This is a genomic window from Ferrimonas kyonanensis DSM 18153 (assembly GCF_000425405.1).
In the GTDB taxonomy this organism is placed as follows: domain Bacteria; phylum Pseudomonadota; class Gammaproteobacteria; order Enterobacterales; family Shewanellaceae; genus Ferrimonas; species Ferrimonas kyonanensis.
Map to the genome: position 1 here is coordinate 149969 of NZ_AUDJ01000011.1, position 18792 is coordinate 168760.

Genomic DNA, 18792 nt, shown 5'->3' on the forward strand with positions numbered 1-18792 from the left:
TGGCACAGATGGGGTCTAAAACAAGTAACTGATGAAATTACAAAGGGTAAAGCTTAGCGAACGTAATAAATTGCGGTCGCGTTCCAGCCGGCGGATGACCAGCTGCCATACAGGTTAACGGTGTAACCAAATGGGGTATTCATAATGTATGCTCCGATAGTTGCTAACACTGATTCGATAGTGGTGCGGTTCCCTGGCACAGCGACTCGGTTCCTTGGAGATACGGTTGCCTCAGCGGAGTGAGGCGGGGTAACGGCGACGCCGTTACGGTTTCTCTTAGCGAGCGAAGTAGATCGCGGTGGCGTTCCAGCTCATGTGAGACCAGCTGCCGTGAAGAGAAACGTTGTAAGCGAATGGGTAGTTCATTGTGTATGCTCCGATAAATTGCTAACACTGATTAAAATAGTGGTGCGGTTCCTTGGCACAGCGACTCGGTTCCCTGGAGATACTGTTGCCTCACCGAAGTGAGGCTGAGTAACGGTGTCCGTTACCGTCCTTCTTAGCGAGCGAAGTAAATCGCAGTCGCGTTCCAGCTCATGTTTGACCAGCTGCCGTGAAGGGAAACGTTGTAAGCGAATTGGTAGTTCATAATTGTTCTCCGATAAAAATGCTAACACCTAGTGAAAGTGGTGCGGTTCCTTGGCACAGCTCGCTCAGTTCCTTGGAGAAACTTTTGCCTCAACCCTTTGAGGCAAGAAAACCAATCTGGCTTTACTAGGGGGAGTTGCCTCCCGACAGTTGCTATAATACCTTTTTGTAATTTTATTACAAGCTTTTCTGTGAATTAATTTAAAAAAACCGCGATTTCTGAAAGTTTATTACATGATAACCAATGTGAATGAACCCTCCTGGCGCGACCGTCATCACAAAACCCCTCCAAAATGACAAGCTCACCCCAAAGCTGCCCAACAACAGTGGCATCGATCACACTTTCAGGCCCGCTTTCTGCCATTTATTCATCCTCAGCCCGGATTGCCCGGGACGCCCTCAGGATGCAGGCCTGTATTCGACTGACCCGTTGCCGTTCCAACTCGGGCTGGTGTAACAGGCTAATGGTCAATCGCCGTTTACGCGACAGATAGTCAGGTAAAGCAGGACGCGACTCCGCGGCCAACACCGACTCAGGCACCAGCGCCAGCGCCACGTCGGCATTGACGGCTGCCAGCACGTTATCCATCACCGCCGTCGACAGCACCACCTTATGTCCAGCCCCACCGGACTTAAGATCCGCCAACGCCCAATCCCGAACCAGGCAGTCCTCGCTGAACAGGGCCACCGCCAATGGCTGTTCCGGGGTCATCAACAGTCGCGGCGCGCCGTGCCAAACCCAGGTTTCCTGCCATAACACGGTGGCACGCTCGTCGGCGTTGTCGGTAGCCACAATGGCCATATCCAATGCGCCCAGCGCCATCAAGCGCTGCAACTCCCGGCTGCGTTGGCATACGATACGAGCGTCTAACCCGGGAAACTCCATCGACAACGCCGGCATCATTTTTTGCAGCAGCGCCGGCAGGTACTCACTGGGCACACCGATACGAAGTTGGCCGGTGATCAGAGGCTGACTGACCGCCGACACCGTCGCGGCATTCAGTGCCACCAGCCGTTCCGCATACTGTTTCAATGTCTGCCCGGCCTGGGTCAACTGAATACCCCGATTGGAGCGGCTCATCAGGCTGGTTCCCAGTTGCGCCTCCAGCTTTTTCAGTTGCATGCTGACCGCCGCCTGGGAACGATACACCTCGGTCGCGGCGGGTTTGAGACCGCCGTGTTTCACCACCGCCAAAAACGTGTTCAGCAACTCGGTGTCGAGCAATGGGCGGGTATCGGTATTCTGCGGCAGCGTAGGGGGCATCGGCGGCTCCAGTGATTCAGGTTTACTAAATCATACTCCAATTTTATTCGTTTGCCTGAATAACAGCGTGCCCCTACCCTGCCCTTATTGATTCTCAGATCGGAGCTGCGCCATGACTCACCCTTCTCTCCCCACCACCATGAGTGGCGTCCAACTCAGCGGCCATGGAGGGCTGGAGACACTGAACTACCGAACCGATCTAAAGGTGCCCAGCCCAGGTCCGAATCAGGTGTTGATTCGAGTCGGGGCCGCCGCCATCAACAATACCGACATCAATACCCGCATCGGCTGGTACTCCAAGTCCGTGACTCAGGCAACCGATGCCGGCGGCCGTCACGGCTTTGAGGCCCTCGCCAGTCAGGATGCCTCCTGGGCCGGCCAGCCGCTGTCCTTTCCCCGCATTCAGGGGGCCGATTGCTGCGGTCGCATTGTCGCCGTCGGCGAAGGCGTGGCGCCACAACGGCTGGGCCAGCGAGTATTGGTGCGACCGCTGCAGTCGCCGCTGCACGCCGTTACCGACGATCATCCCGACTGCATTACCTGGGGCTCAGAGTGCGACGGTGCCTTCGCTCAGTTTGCCCTATGCCGGGCCTCGGAGGCGTATCGGGTCAACAGTCGCCTCAGCGACGCCGAACTGGCTGCCATTCCCTGCGCCTACTCCACCGCGGAAAACATGTTGCATCGCGCCAACCTTGGCGCCGGCGAACGGGTGCTGATCACTGGCGCTTCCGGCGGCGTCGGCAGTGCCGCCATTGAGTTGGCCCGGCGCCGCAATGCCAGAGTCTGGGCGGTATCGCAGCCCAACAAACACGCGTCGCTGTTGGCCATGGGGGTAGAGCGGGTCTTCAGTCGAGACAGTGATCTGCTGGCCGAGGTGGGGCCGGAGTCGGTGCAGGTGGTGATCGATCTGGTGGCCGGCAATCACACCGCCACCTTAATGGAGCTGCTCTGTCGCGGCGGACGCTACGCCATCGCCGGCGCCATTGCCGGCCCGCTGATACAGCTGGACATGCGCACCCTGTACCTGAAAGATCTCAGTCTGCTGGGCTGCACGGTTCAGCCACGAGTGGTGTTTGAAAACCTGCTGGATTACCTCGAACGGGATCAGTTGTCCCCCAAAATAGCGGGCCGCTTTCCGTTGTCGCAGATACGCCAGGCCCAGCAGGTCTTTTTACAGAAACGCCACGTCGGCAAGTTGATTCTAGAGCCTCACGGGCCTCAGGCAGGGAGCGGGCCCCTGCCTGAGTAATGGCATTACAACTCGGCCATCATCGCCAGCAGGGTGGCCACCGGCCGCGCGGTCGGTTTGCCGTACAGCGGGTTGCTGGCTTCCACCGCGCTGGAGGCGATGTCCACATGCAGATAGGGAATGGGCTTGTCGCTGCCGAGGTGATACCGGTCCAGGCCAGACGCTTTGAGCAGGAAGGCCAGTGGAAACTGGTGACCACGACTGATGTTGACCGATGCCCCATTGTTGGAGGACAACAGATCTTCCGACTCACTGCGCGGCGCCACCTGAGCGAAGTCTTCCCGTCGCAGCGTCGACAACTCCACCGGCTCTGCCCAGCGCTCCCCCACTTGCTGCATCACCCGGCCCAGCTGGCCACTGCGGGCCACGCTGTTTTCCACCACTCCGGTATAGGGCCCATAGGCCCGGCCCACGTGACCGGTGAGGGTCGCCAGGGAAAAGACTCTGGGGTTCACGGCCTGGTCGGCCTGCTGGCGCAGGTGCGACAGCAGGTCCGCCAGCACCAGCCGCCCTTCGGCATCGGTGTTGCCGATGCGGACTTTGGCACCGGCATGGCCGGTAATGATTTCGTCAGGCACAAAGGCATCGCTGCCGATGCTGTTGCGCACCAGCCCCAGCTCGGCGATGATTCGTATCCCTTTGGGCTGCAGCATCGCCACCGCCTTCATCAATCCCGCCGCCGCCGCCGCGCCGCCTTTATCCCGGCTCATGCCCGCCATGGAGCCGCCGACTTTCAAATCGGCGCCGCCGGTATCGAAGGTCACGCCTTTGCCGGCAATCAACCAGGTCTGGTGAATCTCTCCTTCGGGGCAATACTCCACCCGCACTACCCGGGCGCTGTGGCGGGCTACGGCGAAACTGCTGCGGGCCACGGCACTCAGCAGCGGGTACTCCCGCACCAGTTGCTCGGCATCATCGATGATGGAGACGTCCAGCGGCTCCTCCTCAAACAGCGCCAGACAATAATCCGCAAACGCCGGTGGCGCCATCTGTTCCGGATCGCCGCCACACAGGTCCCGGGCTGCAACCCGCCCATGCTCGAGCGCATTCAGCCTATCGGCATCCTGACTATCCAACACCCCAACCCGAACCTGGGTACTGTCCTCCACATCCGGATTCAGATACAGACCCTGACCACAGCCTAGGGCCGCCACATCGGCGCCATACAGGTAACGGGCATCGGTTTTCGGACCATCGACCAGCAACAGCACATTGCGGGCACCGGCGCGATACGCCATCTTGATGCCGGTCTCTGCCGCTTCATAAAAGCGGCGGGCGTCTTCATAGTCGCTGCCCAGATCACCGGTGGGAGCCAAGACCAAACGGCCACCGGCCAGCCCTGGCGCCAACAACAGAGTGGCTTCGCTGCCGATGCGCTGATCCACCGATGCCGCATGCTGAATCAACTGCGACACCTCCGGCCATTGAGCCAGCTCGAATCGATCGCTGACCACCAACACCGCGTCCCAGGGGGACTGACCAAACAGCGCATCCCGCTGCTGTGAACTGAAGATTACCTGTGCCATAACGTTGTCTTTCCTCTATAAATCCCTTGTGAGCCATGATAGCAACTCCCCGGCCCCTTCGCTCCCCTTGCGCGCCCCCTGTCAACCTGAGCTTCCAGTTGACCACAGCGGTCTGCGGTGGATGTGGTACACTGCCCCGACCCTTTTTTTCGGCGAATACAGGAGTAATTGCTTGTGCAGTCACTGAGTTCCTTGAGCCCACAGCCATTGTGGCGCTGGTTTGAAACCATCTGCTCCATCCCACACCCTTCCAAGCATGAGATTGCCTTGCGTGATCACATTGAGCGCTGGGCAAAACAAAAGGGGCTCAGCACCCAGATCGATAACGTGGGTAACCTGATCATCTCCAAGGCCGCCACCGCTGGCATGGAGAACCGCAAAGGGGTGATTCTGCAAGCGCACCTGGACATGGTGCCGCAAAAGAACGCCGACACCGATCACGACTTTACCCGTGACCCGATTCAGGCGCGCATCGACGGCGACTGGGTGACGGCCACCGGCACCACCCTGGGCGCCGACAACGGCATCGGCATGGCATCGGCGCTGGCGGTTCTGGAAGCCGACGATCTGCAGCACGGGCCACTGGAAGTGCTGTTGACCATCGATGAAGAAGCAGGCATGACCGGCGCCTTTGGCCTGGAAGCCGGGGTATTGAACGGCGACATCCTGATCAACACCGACTCCGAAGAAGAAGGCGAGGTGTACATGGGGTGTGCCGGTGGCGTCGATGCCGCCCTGACCGTGGCCATCTCCCGCGAAACCGCTCCGGCGGATCTGCACAGCTTTGACATCGCCCTGACCGGTCTCAAAGGCGGCCATTCCGGCTGCGACATCCACCTGGGACGAGGCAATGCCAACAAACTGCTGGCCCGGTTCCTGTTTGGCCACGCCGACGAACTGGGCTTGCGTCTGTCCAGCTTCAACGGTGGCACTCTGCGCAACGCCATTACTCGAGAGGCCTGGATGTCGGTGCAACTGCCGGCGGCTAAGGTCGATCTGCTGGAGCAGCGCATCAGCCAGTACCGAGCCATTTTGCAAAACGAACTGGCCGCCACCGAGCCCGGCCTGGCTCTGACCCTGCAGCCTTCCGACAAGGCCGCACAGGTGTTCAATGCCGACGCCCAAAGCAAGCTGGTTGCCCTGATGCACGCCGCCCCTAACGGCGTCATCCGCATGAGCGACGAGTTTGACGGTGTGGTGGAAACCTCATTGAACATGGGAGTGGTCACCACCAGCGACGATCAGGTCGAGATTCTGTGCCTGATTCGCTCCACCATCGACAGTGGCCGAAGCATGGTAGAAAACATGCTCAAGGCCCTGGGCCAGTTGGCCGGCGCCGAGCTGTCCCTGTCTGGTGCCTACCCTGGCTGGAAGCCCGATGCCAGCTCGCCCATCATGGCGGTGGTACGGGAAACCTATCAGGCTAAGTTCGGTACCCTGCCCAACATCATGGTGATTCACGCCGGTCTGGAGTGTGGCCTGTTCAAGAAGCCTTATCCGAATCTGGATATGGTCTCCATCGGCCCCACCATTCGATTCCCGCACTCGCCAGACGAAAAAGTGGAGATCGCCACGGTCGACAAATACTGGCAGTTACTGACCGAAGTGCTGCAGGCGATTCCAGCCAAGTAAGCCCCATCAATCAAAAAAGCCGTCCAGCTGGACGGCTTTTTTATGCCCGACGGGGTCAGATCAAACCTTTCTTTTTCACCGCGGGCTTGTTGTGCTCCAGCACCAGCATCTCCACCAGATCGCCGGGGGCCTCGCGGCAGCTCTGCAGCAACGCCTCATGACGCTGAGTCTCGCACGCTTTAACTATCTCGATGCCTTTGTCCTTACCAAACCGGCGCATCAGATAGCCCATGGCGTTGTCTTCGGCGTAGCCGAGCAGCACCTTCACCTTGTCGGTATTGCCCTGATCCTGATAATAGGTCACCGTGCGACAAAAGGTTTTGTCGCCCACATACTGGGTGAAATAATCGGAATCCCGCATTGGCTTTTGTTGGTAGAAGCCATACCCAAGGCCGTAACAGACCCCCATCACCAGCGTCAGCAGACCCGCCGACACCAGCAGTTGTTTCGCTAAGGTTCTCATCCTTAACCTCCTTCCTGTCGCCGGTGGATTGCTGGTCACCGACTGATGGTAGGCGCTGTATTGCCAGCTGGCAGAAAGGACGCAACGCCGTACCCGAAACCAGGCAAAGATGTGTAATGTGGGGATACTGCTTGTAACACGCCTGGTGTTCCCGCTTCACCAACACCTCTGGCTCTATGGCATCATGCGGGTGTTTTCAGGAAGCTCACTACCAGATTATGCTGTTGTTTAATTGAGCGTTTTGACGAGGATCAAAAAAATTAAAGCGGCAAGGTCAACTGTTTCAGCGCCTTGGCATCCGCCAGCTCCACCTGAATCCCCACCAAGCGCACCGCCCGGCCGCCGCCACGGTTGAAAGCGATGGTCAACAGGGCTTCAAACAACTGTGGACTCAACTGCTGACTCTGTTGAGACACCGTGGTCAGTTCGAAATCGGAGAACTTCAGTTTCACCGTCTGTCCCTTGATGCTGCGCCGACTCTTGGCCAGGCGTCGCTGCAGCTCCGGCACCAGCGTCTGCAACTGGTTCAGACAGGCATCCACGCTGGGCAGATCTTTAGCCAGTGTGGTCTCCACCCCCACCGACTTGCGGATGCGGCTCGGCTCAACCGGGCGTTCGTCCAGCCCCTGACACCGTTGCCACAACACCGGGCCAAACTTGCCCAGCATCTGCTCCAACTCCACCGCCGTCAATGCCAGCACATCCTTGCCGCTACTGAGCCCCATCCGCTGCAAGCGCTCGCTGGTCTTAGGGCCGACACCGGGAATTCGCTTCAACGGCAACCGGGCGGCAAACTCGGCCGCCTGTTCCGGGGCCACCACCATTTGACCATTGGGCTTATTTTCATCCGAGGCCACCTTGGCGAGGAATTTATTCGGCGCCACGCCGGCGGAAGCGGTTAAGCCAGTTGCCGCGTAAATGTCGGCCCGAATCGCTTCCGCCATGCGGGTAGCACTGCCCTGACAATGGGGTTTGCCAGTCACGTCCAGGAAGGCTTCATCCAGTGACAGCGGCTCCACCAGCTCGGTGTATTGTCGAAAGATGGCGTGAATTTGCTGAGAGACGGCCTTATAAACCTCCATTCGGTGAGGCACCAACACCAGATCCGGACAGAGTTGTTGTGCCTTATGGGTCGGCATTGCCGAGCGCACCCCAAAGGCGCGGGCCTGGTAATTGCAGGTGGCAATCACCCCCCGCCCCGACGCCTGACCACCCACGGCAATGGGCTTGTCCCGCAATGACGGGTTGTCCCGCATCTCCACGGCAGCATAGAAACAATCCATGTCGATGTGAATGATCTTACGCTGCATCCAGCCAACACCTGTATATAAAACCAGTATCAGAATATCAGCTTGTTACTGCAATGCCAATGACCTTAGGCCACGCTGTGCAACCGGGTGCGAATCCTGGCCAACGCCTGCTGACGCAGGTAGGTATCCAGCTGATTGGCATGAATCACGGTCAGATCCGTGATGCCCATCTGGGCCAGTGGCCCTCGCAACTGCAACTCGGCGCCCCCGGTGTCGCTGCCGCCACAGGCCAGCACCAGGTAAGCACGTTTGCCGGACAACATGCCTTGAATGCCGCCATCATGGTAACGAAAGGTTCGTCGTGGCCGCATCACATGATCCAGCCAGCTCTTGAGGGTAGAGGGCAACGCACTGTTGTAAACAGGCGCACCAATCACCACCACATCGGCGGCCTTTAACTCATCGATAAGCCGGTTCGACAGTCGATCGGCAGCGTCGATCTCCGGGCTACTCTGTTCACCATAGAAGGCTTCCAATGTGTGGCCACTGAAATGGGGCAGCGGATCGGCAGCCAGATCCCGCTCCGTCAATGTGATTGACTGAGTCTGGCTTAAGCTGGCGACCAGCTCACGGCACAGGCTTCGAGACTGGGATTCTTGCTCACGGGCGCTGCTGTGCAGCAGCAACAGATTGGTCATTGGGACTCCGATTCCAGAAAGGGTCTGACGGCCCCTGTCTGGGGCCGGTTCGTTAAGGCTGAAACGGAGTCTAAAACTTAAACATTACTTTAAGTCAAGTTATACTTCAGGCCTGAACCATAAACCGATTTGGGCCATGAAACGAAAAGACAATTACCTCAGCGTCAGCGAGGCCGCCGACCGAGCCGGAGTGGCGGCCTCGGCGCTGCGCTTCTACGAAAGCCGGGGGCTGATTCGGGCCAGCCGCACCGCCGGCAATCAACGACGTTTTCACCCGTCGGTGCTGCGCACCATCTCGGTGATTCAGGTGGCGCAGAAGCTGGGCCTGACTCTGGAAGAGATCGGTCAGGCGCTGGCCAGCCTGCCCGATGAGCGACCGCCGAATAAGCGCGATTGGGAGCGGCTATCGGCCCGCTGGAAAAACCAACTGGACCAACGGATTGAAAACCTGCAACGACTGAGGGACAACCTCAGCGGCTGCATCGGCTGTGGCTGCCTGTCGATGCGCTCCTGCGCCCTGTTCAACCCCGACGATGAAGTGGTTGCTCGAGGCAGTGGTCCCCGGTTTCTGCTGGAAGACGCCATTCAAGGTGGCGAAAGCGGCCATCAAAAAGGCCACCCCTAGGGGTGGCCTGATTGTTCCTGGCTTCTGTCAGACCCGGTAGCGGTCCAGGCCGCTGGCCAACTGATGGCCCCCTTCCGACAACTCCTCCAGATTGCGCTCCAGCTGATCGCCACGCGCCACCGCGTCGTCGGACAACTCATGCACCCGGGACACCGTGGTAGCAATCTCCTCCGCTACCCGCGCCTGCTGAGAGATGGCCTGAGTCATCTCCTGCACCTGATGCTCAATCCGCCCCACCTCGGCACCGGCCTCGGCCAGGGTATCGACAATCTGTTGATTGCTGACCTGACTCTGATCCACCTGGGCGCAACTGGTCTGCATGGCACGTTCCGCCTCAATGCTGGATTGCTGCAAGGTGGCGATAATGGCCTGAATGTTGGCGGTGGAATCCTGAGTCTTCGACGCCAACGTGCGCACCTCATCCGCCACCACCGCAAAGCCCCTTCCCTGCTCTCCGGCCCGAGCTGCCTCGATGGCGGCATTAAGCGCCAGCAGGTTGGTCTGCTCGGCGATGGTGCGAATCACATCCAGCACTTCGCCGATCTGGTCGGCATTCTGACGCAACCGTGATACCACCCCACTGGCATCGCCGACCTGGGCCGACAGTTGTGCCAGCGCCTGTTTGCCCTGCTCCACCGCATCACCAGCCTGGCGCATCTGTGCCGTCACTTGCTGCGCATGCTCGGTAACGGTATCGGCACTGCGGGCCATCTCGGCGCTGGTCTGCGCCATCTCGTTGGTGGCTGCCGATGCCTGTTCCACTTCGCCTTTTTGCGCCGACATCGAGGCCAACGTCTGCTCCCAGATGTCGGTGGCCACCTGGCTGCTTCGGGACACCGACTGAGTCAGCTCTTTGCTCTGGTTCACCAACTGATGTACCCGCTCTGCGAACAGATTAAACGCCCTCCCCAATTGGCCCAGCTCGTCGGCGCGACTGACCTCGATGCGGCTACTGAGATCCCCGTCTCCCTGAGCGATCTCCTCCATCGCCCTCACCAGCTGCCGAATCTGGGCTTTCAGCGGCAGCAACAACAACCACACCACAGCGGACACCAACAGAGTCAGCAGCACCGATGCCAGTCCGGTCGACCAGGCTTCGCTGGCGACATGGGCATCCACCACCTGCTCCGGCAGCAGGAACCCCAGTCGCCAGTGCATTAACGGATAGTCACTGTCTACCGGTTGCCACTGCACTCGCTGCGTTTGGCCCTGCCACTGTACCGAGGCGGTACCAGTGGGCTGGTTGATCAACTGGCTCGCCAAAGCGGCAAAACCGCTGCTGTCGGCAAACTGATTGTCCACCTCGCCCAACAACGAACCAGGGGGAAAACGGTCAGAAAACGCCGGGAAAAATACCAGCTTGCCCTGTTCAGTCATCAGGAACGCTTGCCCCTGTTGCTGGTACTTAATGTTCGACAGCAGCGACTCACCGATGGTGGTGATCAAAATGTCCATGCCACCGATCCCCAGCAGCTGGCCATCGTGGTCATAGACGGTGCGCTTTACCGTCGCCGAGACCGAGCCGTCATTAGCGTCCACCGCCGGATCGGTGACGTAGAGGCGATCTTTGCCGAGGGCCTCACCCCACCAGGGGCGTTTATTGGTGTAGTAGTTGGGATCGTCGGAGTAGCGACCATTGAGATCAAAATACTCATAGGTGTGATTGCTGCCGAAAAACAAGCTCTTAATCGCCGGGTCCTGGTCGGAAAAGAAGCGAAAATAATCGGTCACGTCGTGGTAGTCAGCGTTGCCCTGCAATGAGCCGCCGCGTTGATCGTATTCGCGAAAGAAGCGCTTCACCTGCGGACTGGAAAACGCCGCGTGAATCACCTGGCCCTTGGCCTCGAAAAACGCCGCAATGGCGCTGGCCTGTTCCGACACCAGTTGCGCCACCTCGCGCCCCACCTGTTCCCGGGTTTGTTGCCGACTCTGGCTGACCTGATACACGGTCACCAGCGTCAGAATGATAAACAGCGACCCACCAATGGAAGCCACCAGTTGCCGAGTAAGCGATGCCCTAAACCAATTCATCCTTGATCCCCAATTCATCCATTTCTTATCGTTATCGGCCAAAATTACCGTTGCTAAACATCATACCGGAAGCAGGCGGCAATGGACGGCTGAAGAGGCAAACACGATATTGCTCTGCCACTGGCCGACAACTCAATATAAACGTCGCAAAATCAAAGACTCATCATTTTTTCGAATCCGAATTAGCAGTCGCAAAGGCAATATCCGTCGGCCATTGCTGGCAACATCCTGGCCATTGACCAGGCAAAAAAAACGGGCCTGGTGTCAACACCAGGCCCGCCATTGAATCGGAAGCATCAGCCTCAGATGATGCGCTGTTCCATCAACTGCTGACGGCGGCTCTCCTGTGCCATCTTGGCTTTGCGCTTGTCGCAGGGCTCAGGACAATCACAGGCCTTGTCGACGCCAACGCCGCCCAGTCCGCCACAGGAGCCGCTGATGGTCTTACGCTTAAATACATAGCCCACCGCCATGATGGCCACAACGCCCAACATAATCACAAAGGTGGCAATAAAGGTGTTCATGATGCTTGCTCCTTAGACTCCAGATAGGCGTTGAACGCCTTGCTGTAATGCACCTGATACTGGCCATCAGCCCGCTCTATCAACATTACCGCTAACCCGGTGCGCTCAGCAAGGGCCAGGCCCTTTTCCACGCCCATCACCATCAGCGCCGTCGCCAGACCATCGGCGGTCATGCAGCTGTTGGTGATCACCGTGGCGGACACCAGGTGGTGAGCCACCGGCCGACCGGTAGCCGGATCGATCAGATGGGAAAACTGCACCCCGTCCTGCTCGAAGAAATTGCGATAATCGCCGGAGGTGGCCACCGACATGTTGCCCGGTTCAATCACCGTGAACACATCCCGACCGGCGGGATCCGGACGCTCAATGGCCACGCGCCAGGGTTGCCCCTGAACCTTATGCCCCTTGACCCGCAGTTCACCGCCCACCTCGACCAGGTAGTTGTGAATGCCCCGGCTTTCCAGCACTTCGGCCACCACATCGACCCCATAGCCTTTGGCAATGGAGGAGAGATCCACCTTCAGAGTCGGTTCGGTTTTAAACAACCAGCGCCCTTTCATGGACAGCTTGTCATGACCGATGGTGGCTTTAACTCTGGCGATCTGTTCGTCAGAGGGGGCCGTCTCAATATGGCCGTCGGGACCAAAGCCCCACAGGTTGACCAGCGGCCCCACGGTCACATCCAACGCGCCGTCGGTGAGATCGGTAAGCCGTTTGGCTTCGGTCAGCACCTTGGCGAACTCAGAACTGATCTCCATGCCGCCTACCCGCTGCATGCGGTTAAAGCGACTGACCTCGGAACTGCGCTTCCAGGTGGACATGGACCGGTTGACCTGACCCAGCCTCAGGTCGATCTCGCCCTGCAACAGCAGCGGATCCACCGGCGAGTCGGTGTCGACCCAGCTGATGTGATAGGTGGTGCCCATGGTGTGTCCGGAAACGGACTCCACCTCCGGCGTTGTCGGGGAGCATCCAGAAAGAAAGATGGCCAGCCCGACGAGGGCCAGCCATAGATGCTTATAGGCTCGATACAACATGAAGCCTCGCAAGTTTAGCCACCGAAATCATCCAACAGGATGTTTTCGTCTTCGACGCCCAGATCTTTGAGCATGTTGATCACCGCGGCGTTCATCACCGGAGGACCACACATGTAGAACTCGCAATCTTCGGGGGCGTCATGGTTCTTCAGATAGTGTTCAAACAGCACGTTGTGAATGAAACCGGTGTAGCCGTCCCAGTTGTCCTCAGGCTGAGGATCGGACAGGGCCACGTGCCACTCGAAGTTGTCATTCTCGGCCGCCAGACCATCGAAATCTTCGGTATAGAACATCTCACGCTTGGAGCGGGCACCATACCAGAAGCTGATTTTACGATCGCTGCTCAGACGCTTCAACTGGTCAAAGATGTGCGAGCGCATCGGCGCCATACCGGCACCACCACCGATGAAGATCATCTCGTTCTTGGTCTCTTTGGCGAAGAACTCCCCAAACGGCCCGGAGATGGTCACCTTATCGCCGGCCTTCAGGCTCCAGATGTAGGACGACATCTTACCGCAAGGCAAGCTCAGGTTGTTTGGCGGCGGCGTCGCGATCCGCACGTTCAACATGATGATGCCTTCCTCTTCCGGGTAGTTGGCCATGGAGTAGGCGCGAATGGTCTCATCCTCAACCTTGGATTCCAGGTTGAAGAAACCAAAACGCTCCCAGTCGGCCCGGTACTCTTCCGGAATGTCGAAGTCGGCGTATTTCACGTGGTGCGCCGGCGCTTCGATCTGAATGTAACCACCGGCGCGGAACGGCACCGATTCGCCGTGAGGAATCTTCAGCTTCAGCTCTTTAATGAATGTGGCCTTGTTATCGTTGGAGATAACTTCGCATTCCCACTTCTTGATGCCGAACACCTCTTCCGGCAACTCGATGTCCATGTCGTTCTTAACTGCCACCTGGCAAGCCAGACGACACCCTTCACGGGCCTCGCGCTTGGAGATGTGGTCCAGCTCGGTAGGCAGGATCTCGCCGCCGCCTTCGTGTACCTTCACCCGGCACTGGCCGCAGGAGCCACCGCCACCACAGGCTGAGGAAACAAAAATACCGTTACCCGCCAGCGCGCCCAGCAGTTTGTCGCCGGCTCCGGTGGTAATGGTCTTATCTTCATCGTCATTGATCTTAATGCTGATGTTACCGGAAGAAACCAGCTTGGATTTGGCAAACATAATCACCAGTACCAGCACGGTTACAATTGCGGTAAACATCGTTACGCCGAGTACAATTTCCATCGACACGTCCTTTTACTTCTTATTCTCGGCGCCGCTTACAGCGACACTCCGGAAAATGACATAAAGCCCAGAGCCATCAGGCCCGCGGTCACGAAGGTGATGCCCAGCCCACGCAGCCCTTCCGGCACGTCGGAGTACTTCATCTTTTCGCGGATGCCTGCCAACAGAACCAGCGCCATGGCCCAGCCCACACCGGCACCCAGACCAAAGACCACGGATTCAATGTGACCGTACTCGCGGTTAGCCATGAAGGACACGGCCCCGAAGATGGCACAGTTCACCGTAATCAGCGGCAGGAAGATGCCCAGCGCGTTGTACAGAGGCGGGAAGAACTTATCCAGAATCATCTCCAGAATCTGCACCAGAGCCGCAATCACACCGATGAAGGTAATGAAGTTCAAGAAGCTCAGATCCGAATTTTCCATCCCCGCCCAGGACAGCGCGCCCGGCTTAAGGATGTACTGAAAGATCAACTGGTTAAACGGCACCGCCAGGGTCAGCACCACAATCACGGCCACACCCAGGCCCATGGCGGTTTTGACTTTCTTGGACACCGCCAGGAAGGTACACATCCCCAGGAAGAAGGACAGCGCCATGTTTTCAATAAAGATCGCCCGAACCAACAGGCTGATGTAATGTTCCATATCTTGTCCTTAGTCCTTAGGTTCGACCTGCTCCGGACGCGCAGTCCGAATGCCCCAGATAATGAAGCCAATCAGGAAGAACGCGCTCGGAGGCAGCAACAGCAGACCATTAGGCACGTACCAACCGCCGTCGGTTACCTTAGACAGTACTTCAACTCCAAACAGGGAACCGTTACCAAACAGCTCTCGCACGAAACCGATGGACATCAGTACCGCCGAGTAACCCAGGCCGTTACCGATACCGTCGAGGAAGCTCGGCAGCGGCGGGCTCTTCATGGCGAACGCTTCGGCGCGTCCCATCACGATGCAGTTGGTAATGATCAAGCCAACGAATACCGTCAGCTGCTTGGCGACTTCGTAGGCGTAAGCTTTCAACACCTGGTCCACCACAATCACCAACGAGGCGATGACGGTCATCTGGACGATGATGCGCACACTGTTGGGAATGTGATTGCGAATCATGGAGATGAACAAGTTGGAGAAGGCACACACCATTGTCAGGGCGATGGACATCACCAACGCCGTTTCCAGCTTGGAGGTGATCGCCAGGGCAGAACAGATACCCAGTACGTTAAGTGCAATGGGGTTACTGGCTATCACCGGTCCCAGGACAATGTCCTTCATGGATTTCTCAGACATCAGAGAATGCCTCCTTTACGAGCGTTGGCAATAAAGGGACCAAAGCCCTCCTCACCCAGCCAGAAGTCCAGGGTGTACTGCACGCCGTTGGCGGTCAGCGTGGCTCCGGACAGAGCGTCAATGTCGTGTTGTTTGTCGGTGGGCATCTTGGTGACACGAATCTTGAGATCGCCCTGCGAATCAAACAGCTTTTTGCCAGGCCACAGCGCCTTCCATTTCGGGTTCTGGACCTCACCGCCCAGACCGGGAGTTTCACCGCTGTCGCTGAAGTCGTAGTAGACCATGGCTTTGACGGTGTTCATGTCCGGTTCCAATGCCAGGAAGGCGTACATGGTGGACCACAAGCCGTAGCCGTGCACCGGCAGAATCACGCTGTCCAGCTCGCCATTGTCGTCTTTCACCAGATACACCAGCGCCTGATTGGCACGGCGCTTGATGGACGCCACGTCGTTGACCGGCACCATGGAGGTGGCGGTATCTCGGGCAGCCTGGCGCTGGTTAAATCCGGCGGCGTCGACATTGGTATCGAACTCACCGCTGTTCAGGTCAACCACCTTGGCTTCGATGTACTGGTTGTACACCGCTGCCACGTCGCCGTTGACCTTATCCAGCAGACTGGCGGCTTCCAGGATGTACTTCTGGGTGTCCTGGGCCTTGTTCTTCTCCTGCAGCGGCTTCAGGGCCACGGCGGCCGTAGACACCACCAGGGAACACACCAGACACAGGCCGATAACCACGCCCAGGGTCTTGCCAAAACTTTCGTTGTTGTTAGCCATTGCGCGCCAGCCTCCGCTTGATGTTGGATTGAACCACGAAGTGGTCGAACAAAGGTGCCCACAAGTTGGCAAACAGAATCGCCAGCATCATGCCTTCGGGGAAGGCCGGGTTCACCACGCGGATAAGCACCACCATCACCCCAATCAGGATGCCGTAGGCCCACTTGCCCTTCTCGGTAAAGGAGGCGGACACCGGGTCGGTAGCCATAAAGAACATACCGAAGGCGAAACCACCCAGAACCAGGTGCCAGGTCCAGGGAACGTTGAACATCGGGTTGGCGTCGGAGCCAATCAGGTTAAACAGAGACGACATGGCAATCATGCCCACCATAGTACCCATGACGATGCGCCAGGAGGCGATGCGGGCGTAGATGATCACCAGTCCACCCAGGGCCAGGGCCAGGGTCGAGGTCTCACCAACACTGCCGCCAATGAAGCCGTAGAAGGAGTCCCACCAGGCGGCATCGCTGAAGGCATCGAACCAACCGTAATCGGCAAAGCTCTTGGCGCCGGACGCGGCCTGACTCAGGTAAGTAGCCCCGGTGTAGCCGTCAACCGCACGCCAGATGGAGTCACCGGACATGTTGAGTGGGTACGCGAAGAACAGGAAAGCCCGTCCCGCCAGCGCCGGGTTCATGAAGTTACGACCGGTGCCGCCAAACAACTCTTTGGCAACGACCACGCCGAAGGTGATCCCCAGCGCCACCTGCCACAACGGAATGGTGGCCGGCAGAATCAGTGCGTACAACACCGAGGTCACGAAGAAACCTTCGTTAACTTCGTGTTTGCGCACACTGGCAAACAGTACTTCCCAGAAGCCCCCCACCGCGAAGGTGGTCAGGTAGATGGGCAGGAAGAAACAGGCGCCGTACAGCATCAGGCCACCGATGCCGGTAGCGGCGTTGAGCTGCCCTCCCAGCATCTCAAACAGGCCAACCTGCCACATGGCTGGCAGTCCAAAGCCTTCAGCCATGGCCAGTTGCGCCTGCAAACCGACGTTGTACATACCAAAAAACATGGCCGGGAAGGTACACAGCCACACGGTAATCATGATCCGCTTCAGATCGATGTTGTCACGGACGTGGGTGCCACCCTTGGTGGTGTGTCCCGGAGTGTACAGAATGGTCGCCGCCGCTTCATACAGGGCATACCACTTCTCGTACTTGCCGCCTTTTTCAAAATGCGGCTCAATTTGCTCGATAAAATTCTTCAGACCCATCAGCCTTCCCTCTCGATGATCTCAAGACAGCGACGCAGTTCGACCCCGTAGTCGTACTTGCCCGGACACACGAAAGTGCACAGGGCCAGATCTTCTTCGTCCAGTTCCAGACAGCCCAGCGATTGGGCGTTGTCGGTGTCTTTGGCGATCAGATCACGCAGCAAAATGGTGGGCAGAATGTCCAGAGGCATCACCCGCTCGTAGTTGCCCAGCGGCACCATGGCACGCTTGGAACCACCGGTACTGGTGCTCATGTTGAACAGCTTGCCCTTGCTCAGGTGAGCCAGGAAGGTGCGGGTCAGGGAGAACTTGTCACCGCCGGGCATCAGCCAGCCGAACAGGTCTTTGCTATCGCCCTCTTCCAGCACGGTCACCTGCTGGTGGAAACGCCCGAGGAAGCCATGGGAACCGCTGCCGGTATGACCGGACAACACCGAACCGGAGATCACCCGGTGATGAGGGTTGGACAGCGCACCGTCGGTCAACTGCGCCAGGTCGGCGCCCAGCAGAGTCTTGAGCAGACGCGGCTGGTTGACCACCGGACCGGCCAGGGACACGACCCGTCGGCAATCCAGCTCACCGGTGGTGAACAGGGTGCCGATGGCAATCACATCCTGATAGCCGATATGCCATACGCTGCGAGCCATGCTGGCCGGCAACAGATGATGGATGTGGGTGCCTGCCAAGCCTGCCGGGTGGGGCCCTTTGAACTGGGTCATCTGCAGATGATCGTTGTCACCCACATCCAACGCGGTTTCGCCGGTATTGAGGTACACCTTACCGTCGGTCAGCTTACCCAGCACCGTCAGGCCGTGACAAAACGCATCGTAGGCTTCGGCAATCACCACCATGGGATCCGCAGCCAACGGATTGGTGTCGATGGCCGTCACAAAGATGCCGGCGGGGGCACTGTCCAATGCAGGAGTTTTGCTGAACGGGCGAGTACGAAGGGCGGTCCACAAGCCACTGTCCACCAGGTTGCTTTGTACCCGGTCGCGACTCAACTGACTCAGCTCTTCGACGGTGTAGTGGGGGAAGCGAATGCCTTCGTCGCCATCAATGTCGATGACTACGGATTGCAATACGCGTTTGGCACCCCGGTTGATGGCACTGATGGTGCCACAGGCAGGAGAGGTAAACTTAACGCCCGGGTTCTTTTTGTCTTCAAAAAGTACCTGGCCGCGCTTCACCCGCTCACCCTCTTTGATATGCATGGTGGGGCGCATACCGTGATATTCTTCTCCAAGGAGCGCGACCCGAGTGACCGATGGGCCCTCAAAAATCTTTTGCTCCGGACTCCCTTCAATGGGGAGGTCCAATCCTTTCTTTATTGTAATCATACTCATTTGCACTGCTGTCTGGGACTTCGTCTCTTCGCCCACGAATGGT

The 18792-nt window shown here is 58.2% G+C and carries 17 protein-coding genes; 3 read left to right on the top strand and 14 right to left on the bottom strand.

Translation table 11 applies throughout. The annotated features are described in order from the left end of the window. Positions 1-952 precede the first annotated feature (952 nt). On the bottom strand, positions 953-1852 hold the full coding sequence (locus H598_RS0105475; protein WP_035415464.1) for a LysR family transcriptional regulator: 900 nt from the start codon (positions 1850-1852) through the stop codon (positions 953-955). 112 nt (positions 1853-1964) lie between these two features. On the opposite strand from H598_RS0105475, the gene H598_RS23425 reads away from it, so the two are divergent. Beyond that, complete coding sequence (locus H598_RS23425) at positions 1965-3101, top strand: alcohol dehydrogenase family protein (protein WP_035415466.1); 1137 nt, start codon at positions 1965-1967, stop codon at positions 3099-3101. Between the two features lie 5 nt (positions 3102-3106). Here the strand turns inward: H598_RS23425 and H598_RS0105485 are convergent, their stop codons facing one another. Beyond that, entirely contained in the window at positions 3107-4627 is a 1521-nt protein-coding gene (locus H598_RS0105485) for a M17 family metallopeptidase (RefSeq protein ID WP_028112116.1), read from the bottom strand. Positions 4628-4801: 174 nt separating this feature from the next. On the opposite strand from H598_RS0105485, the gene H598_RS0105490 reads away from it, so the two are divergent. Beyond that, a complete protein-coding gene (locus H598_RS0105490; protein WP_028112117.1) occupies positions 4802-6259 on the top strand; it encodes an aminoacyl-histidine dipeptidase in 1458 nt (485 codons plus the stop codon). Positions 6260-6314: 55 nt separating this feature from the next. On the opposite strand, the gene H598_RS0105495 is transcribed toward H598_RS0105490, so the two are convergent. From H598_RS0105495 to H598_RS0105505, 3 genes are all read right to left on the bottom strand, one after another. Next, positions 6315-6722, bottom strand: a complete 408-nt coding sequence (locus tag H598_RS0105495) for a hypothetical protein (RefSeq protein ID WP_028112118.1) — start codon at positions 6720-6722, stop codon at positions 6315-6317. 260 nt (positions 6723-6982) lie between these two features. Beyond that, the gene (gene dinB / locus H598_RS0105500) at positions 6983-8032 is read right to left on the bottom strand and encodes a DNA polymerase IV (protein ID WP_028112119.1); all 1050 of its coding nucleotides are present in this window, start codon (positions 8030-8032) and stop codon (positions 6983-6985) included. A 65-nt stretch (positions 8033-8097) separates the two neighbouring features. After that, positions 8098-8670: an FMN-dependent NADH-azoreductase gene (locus H598_RS0105505; protein ID WP_028112120.1), complete on the bottom strand. Its 573-nt coding sequence runs from the start codon at positions 8668-8670 to the stop codon at positions 8098-8100. A 136-nt stretch (positions 8671-8806) separates the two neighbouring features. Here H598_RS0105505 and soxR point away from each other — a divergent pair, with 136 nt between their 5' ends. Next, entirely contained in the window at positions 8807-9295 is a 489-nt protein-coding gene (gene soxR / locus H598_RS0105510; protein ID WP_028112121.1) for a redox-sensitive transcriptional activator SoxR, read from the top strand. Positions 9296-9322: 27 nt separating this feature from the next. On the opposite strand, the gene H598_RS0105515 is transcribed toward soxR, so the two are convergent. From H598_RS0105515 to H598_RS0105555, 9 genes are all read right to left on the bottom strand, one after another. After that, complete coding sequence (locus H598_RS0105515) at positions 9323-11326, bottom strand: methyl-accepting chemotaxis protein (RefSeq protein ID WP_028112122.1); 2004 nt, start codon at positions 11324-11326, stop codon at positions 9323-9325. A gap of 302 nt (positions 11327-11628) precedes the next feature. Further along, positions 11629-11850 (bottom strand): (Na+)-NQR maturation NqrM, encoded by a 222-nt coding sequence (nqrM, locus tag H598_RS0105520; RefSeq protein ID WP_028112123.1) that lies wholly within the window; start codon positions 11848-11850, stop codon positions 11629-11631. Further along, complete coding sequence (locus H598_RS0105525; RefSeq protein WP_035415469.1) at positions 11847-12887, bottom strand: FAD:protein FMN transferase; 1041 nt, start codon at positions 12885-12887, stop codon at positions 11847-11849. The genes nqrM and H598_RS0105525 overlap by 4 nt, the downstream gene beginning before the upstream one ends. Before the next feature lie 14 nt (positions 12888-12901). Continuing rightward, positions 12902-14125, bottom strand: coding sequence for an NADH:ubiquinone reductase (Na(+)-transporting) subunit F (nqrF, locus tag H598_RS0105530; protein WP_028112125.1), 1224 nt, complete (start codon positions 14123-14125; stop codon positions 12902-12904). Positions 14126-14160: 35 nt separating this feature from the next. Next, on the bottom strand, positions 14161-14769 hold the full coding sequence (nqrE, locus tag H598_RS0105535; protein WP_028112126.1) for an NADH:ubiquinone reductase (Na(+)-transporting) subunit E: 609 nt from the start codon (positions 14767-14769) through the stop codon (positions 14161-14163). Positions 14770-14778: 9 nt separating this feature from the next. Further along, positions 14779-15408 (bottom strand): NADH:ubiquinone reductase (Na(+)-transporting) subunit D, encoded by a 630-nt coding sequence (locus H598_RS0105540; protein WP_035415471.1) that lies wholly within the window; start codon positions 15406-15408, stop codon positions 14779-14781. After that, positions 15408-16184: a Na(+)-translocating NADH-quinone reductase subunit C gene (locus tag H598_RS0105545; RefSeq protein ID WP_028112128.1), complete on the bottom strand. Its 777-nt coding sequence runs from the start codon at positions 16182-16184 to the stop codon at positions 15408-15410. The genes H598_RS0105540 and H598_RS0105545 overlap by 1 nt, the downstream gene beginning before the upstream one ends. After that, positions 16177-17403 (bottom strand): NADH:ubiquinone reductase (Na(+)-transporting) subunit B, encoded by a 1227-nt coding sequence (locus H598_RS0105550; RefSeq protein WP_028112129.1) that lies wholly within the window; start codon positions 17401-17403, stop codon positions 16177-16179. Before H598_RS0105550 ends, H598_RS0105545 begins: the two co-directional genes overlap by 8 nt. Then, positions 17403-18743, bottom strand: a complete 1341-nt coding sequence (locus H598_RS0105555; RefSeq protein ID WP_028112130.1) for a Na(+)-translocating NADH-quinone reductase subunit A — start codon at positions 18741-18743, stop codon at positions 17403-17405. The genes H598_RS0105550 and H598_RS0105555 overlap by 1 nt, the downstream gene beginning before the upstream one ends. Positions 18744-18792 lie beyond the last annotated feature (49 nt).